The 3035-nt window shown below is 45.3% G+C and carries 3 protein-coding genes and 3 pseudogenes; 4 read left to right on the plus strand and 2 right to left on the minus strand.

Features of this window, described 5'->3' with window-relative positions:
• From AB5Z52_RS16395 to AB5Z52_RS16410, 4 genes and pseudogenes are all read left to right on the plus strand, one after another.
• Positions 1-449: pseudogene (locus tag AB5Z52_RS16395) on the plus strand (hypothetical protein); the annotation flags it as partial.
• Between the two features lie 113 nt (positions 450-562).
• Positions 563-664, plus strand: a pseudogene (locus tag AB5Z52_RS16400) (transposase); the annotation flags it as partial.
• Between the two features lie 53 nt (positions 665-717).
• Complete coding sequence (locus tag AB5Z52_RS16405) at positions 718-1410, plus strand: alpha/beta hydrolase (protein WP_368267045.1); 693 nt, start codon at positions 718-720, stop codon at positions 1408-1410.
• Between the two features lie 232 nt (positions 1411-1642).
• Positions 1643-1789, plus strand: a complete 147-nt coding sequence (locus AB5Z52_RS16410; protein ID WP_368267047.1) for a hypothetical protein — start codon at positions 1643-1645, stop codon at positions 1787-1789.
• Positions 1790-2462: 673 nt separating this feature from the next.
• Here the strand turns inward: AB5Z52_RS16410 and AB5Z52_RS16415 are convergent.
• Both AB5Z52_RS16415 and AB5Z52_RS16420 read right to left on the minus strand, forming a co-directional pair.
• Positions 2463-2723 carry a hypothetical protein gene (locus tag AB5Z52_RS16415; protein WP_368267049.1) on the minus strand — a complete coding sequence of 87 codons (261 nt, stop codon included), beginning with the start codon at positions 2721-2723 and terminating at the stop codon, positions 2463-2465.
• 238 nt (positions 2724-2961) lie between these two features.
• Positions 2962-3035, minus strand: a pseudogene (locus AB5Z52_RS16420) (Maff2 family mobile element protein); the annotation flags it as partial.

Here is a 3035-nt window from a genome sequence, read left to right on the forward strand (position 1 = left end):
GGGGAGAGGTTCCCACGGAAGACGACAACCACCGGTTGCTGGCCACCTGGGAGATTCCCGCGATGAACGGCACGTTCAAAATCGGCGCCGGGGCGTTGGACGCGCATGGCGCTCCCATGCATCTGACCGCCGATCGGCATGGGTGGTACGTGTTCGTCTGGCGGTTCGAGGGGGATGACCGTGTTTCCCCGGCGTCCAGCCGGTATGACGATGCCTGGGAGCGTGTGCGGGTGTTGCCCCCATGCGAGTCGGAGAAACCGTGCGAACCGGAGAAACCCGAGACGCCGCCGGCGCCGGCGGAGGCAACCACGCCCAACCCTCGCCCGTCACTGCCCGTCACGGGTGGAGATGTGTCGCTTGCCTCGGTTCTGGCCGTGTCGGTCCTGGCGATAGGCGCCATACTGTCCATCGTCGTTCGGTGGCGTCGTCGCTATGACCGATTCAACTGATTTTGCCGAGGATTCCCCCGCCTCTTAGCGGAAGCGTGGGCGGGGGATGAATCGGCTTTCCTTTTATGCTATACCGGCATTCAGTCGTACCTATCGGAAGCGAGGTGTTTGCTGTGAAACTCGAATCGAATCATCATTCGGTGTTCCTCATGCATTATCATCTCATACTCGTCGTGAAATACCGGCGCGAAGTGTTCGACGACACCATAAATAACATTATATTGTAGTGCTTACTTTTGCAATAATACTATTTCCAAGGAGATGCTATATGGAAAGAAACTTAATTTTGATTGATTCTATACCAACTGTCGTTTGGGGCAAAGAATCAGAAAAAATATATATTTATGTTCATGGAAAAAACGGGAACAAAGAAGAAGCTCTTTTTTTCGCCGATATTGCTGAAAGAAAAGGTTATCAAACTATTAGTTTTGATTTACCATCTCATGGTGAGAGGAAAAATAAAGATATTGAATGTAATATATGGAATGGAATACATGACTTAGAATGTATCTGGAAATATGTTCAACGCAACTGGGATAAAATTTATTTATATGCTTGCAGCATAGGCGCATATTTCAGTCTGCACGCTTATAAGAACAGAAATATTGAAAAATGTCTTTTTCTTTCGCCGATACTAGATATGGATTATTTAATACATAATATGTTTTCATGGTTTGATGTAAGCGAGAATGAATTAAAGGAAAGACAAAAAATCGAAACACCGATTGAAACTTTATCATGGAAATACTACCAATATGTAAAAGAGAATCCTGTTCAACACTGGGATATACCAACAGCTATTATGTATGGCAGCAAAGATATATTGCAATCAATAGAAATTGTTCGTCATTTTTCAATGAAATTTAATTGCCAATTATACATATCAAAGGAAAGCGAACATTCATTTATGAGTGATTCTGATAGAAAAATTGTAACTGATTGGATAGAGGGAAGTATTTGAATCTCTTATTTTGTATAAATCTAAACCAATCTAATGCAGTCTAAGGTAAATATGGAGCTATCATCATCTATCAAGACAACGCTCGCCGATGGTCTCTGCCGTTTATGCGGTCAGCGCGGTGGCTTGCACGGCGGCCCTGAGCCGGTCCTCGGGCATGGCCTCGGGGGCGCCGCCCAAGGGGAACCGTGCGGCCCCATGGGATCGTGACAGGGAGGCGCGCACGGGGCGGAACATGGTCGAACGCGTCTTCGACCGCATGAATCACTACCGCAAGGCCGCCACCCGCCACGACGGGCTCGACGAGGCCTTTCTCGCCGACCCCCGGTCCATCCTCATCGTCATCTACCTGAAAAACGCGGCCAAAACCCAACTAGTGTAAACATAGGGGAGGAGCCTGTCATTTCTCATAGGCAATTCCCTCCATTTCCCGTTGTAGCTGCCGCAGGGTACGCCGGATATGGTAGCCTGCTGTGGTTCTGGATCGTCCGTAATGTCTGCCGATTTCTTCCTGTGTGTACTTCTTAAAAAATACAGGTAAATCATTTCCCGTTTCTTCTCTGGCAACCGGAACATGGCAGCAACAAGGGAAGCGTTGCAAAAGGTTACTGTCTGCCCGCAGATTGTGACGGGATATTCCGTGTCTGGTTCCGGGGAGGGAAAATATTCATCATCTGTGCTTAAAGGATAGTGTTTTTCATCAATGAAATATTCAAGGAATATTTCTTTTCCCGTTTTTTGCACCTTTGCCGTCCTGCGTCAATCGCTGCATGGCGTATGACGATCTTACAGTAGGCGTTGAACGTATACTCGATATATTCCCGGTATGCTTCTGTATCGGTCGTGGAAATTCCCTCCCCTTCCTCCTAAAAGGGTGGTACTTGGTTTAAAAGTTTTTGTATGATAGAGAGAGGCGGCAGCACTTTTTGCTGTCGCCCCTTGACTACCCATAAGCGAAAACAGGCGAGACTGTCAACGGCGGCTCGCAGAGCCGTTTATATTGACCGTTGACTGGCTCGACTGGTTTTGCTAACCGTTCGACAAACTGGAAATTATCAAACAGGGGCTGTCAATTCAATATGATTCCTCTCTGAATCAATAAACTCTACTACCCAATTAGTGTTTATTTGCGTCAACGGAAAACATAGTTCTAAATCTTTAATTTTATTTTTAAGAGTTTCTAAATCTGCAACATTGATACTGGGTAAGCAATTATTCCCAAAGCTGTGATTCTCATTCATTTTTTCAAAAGCAAATAAACCGAAACGAAATCCGTTTATATCAAAAACACTATAAATTTCGTTTTTTATAGTCACTTCTTTTCCGAAGAAATTCTCATAAAACGGATTGCTCTCTCCATGTTCTTAACGCATAGATATAGTGACTTAATATGACAGTCCAATATTTTCTCCTCCCAGAATCCTGATTTGTCTTTTGGTTTCTGGTTTTATTTTATCGCATAAATATTAACTTCTCTATGAATTTTCCCTTATATTTTTCGGAATAGAGGGATAGCTGCCTATCAGATTTTAGTGTGTTACTTTACCGCACATGAGCATTGGAATCTGGGTTGTCCGATCCATAGCCCTCCAGCAGATTGACAACGCCCCACACGCCAAGTCCAGCGC

It is taken from the genome of Enterococcus sp. RTP21361st1_A6_RTP21361_211029, from assembly GCF_040910045.1.
GTDB classification, from domain to species: domain Bacteria; phylum Bacillota; class Bacilli; order Lactobacillales; family Enterococcaceae; genus Enterococcus_D; species Enterococcus_D gallinarum.